Here is a 763-nt window from a genome sequence, read left to right on the forward strand (position 1 = left end):
ACTTCATGTAGCGGTCGTAGACCTCCTGCGACTGGATGGCGATGGCCTCGTCGCGGTTCGCCTCGAGGGCGGCCGCCCACGTCTCCAGGGTGCGCGCGTAGTGCAGCTGCAGTGAGTGCACCCGGGTCAGCTCGAAGCCGGCCGTTACGGCGTACTCCCCGACGGTCTGCGGGGTCGGGAGCCAGCCCCCCGGGAAGATCTCGGTGAGGATGAACTGCGAGAAGTGCACGATCTCGTGCGTCAGCGTCATGCCCCGCGCCCTGGCCTCCTTGAAGGAGGGGCGAACGATGGTGTGCAACAGCATCCGACCGTCGTCGGGCAGGATGTGGTGGGCACGTTCAAAAAAGGCCGGCCACCGGTCGGCCTTGAACGCCTCGAAGGCGCCGATGCTGACGATTCGGTCGACCTTGTCGTCGAATTCCTCCCAGCCCTGCAACCGGACTTCGACGGAGCGGTCGGTGGGGATGGCGGCCATTTTGGCCTTACTGTAGGCAAACTGGTTGCGACTCAGCGTGATCCCGATCACGTTGACGTCATATTTCTCGATCGCCCGGTGCAGCGCTCCTCCCCAGCCGCAACCGATGTCGAGTAGCGTCATCCCCGGCTCGAGATTCAACTTGCCCAGCGCCAGATCGAACTTCGCATTCTGCGCCTCTTCCAGGGTCATGCCCTCGCGTTCGAAATAAGCGCACGTATAGCCCATTGTCGGATCTAGGAACAGGGCAAAAAACTCGTCCGAAACGTCGTAGATGGATTGCGATTC

The 763-nt window shown here is 62.3% G+C and carries 1 protein-coding gene; it reads right to left on the minus strand.

Features of this window, described 5'->3' with window-relative positions; translation table 11 throughout:
* A partial coding sequence (locus A9X03_RS07085; protein WP_068017022.1) for a cyclopropane mycolic acid synthase family methyltransferase occupies positions 1 to 763 on the minus strand: 763 nt, incomplete at both ends.

The sequence above is a fragment of the Mycobacterium sp. E1715 genome, assembly GCF_001667625.1.
Lineage (GTDB): Bacteria > Actinomycetota > Actinomycetes > Mycobacteriales > Mycobacteriaceae > Mycobacterium.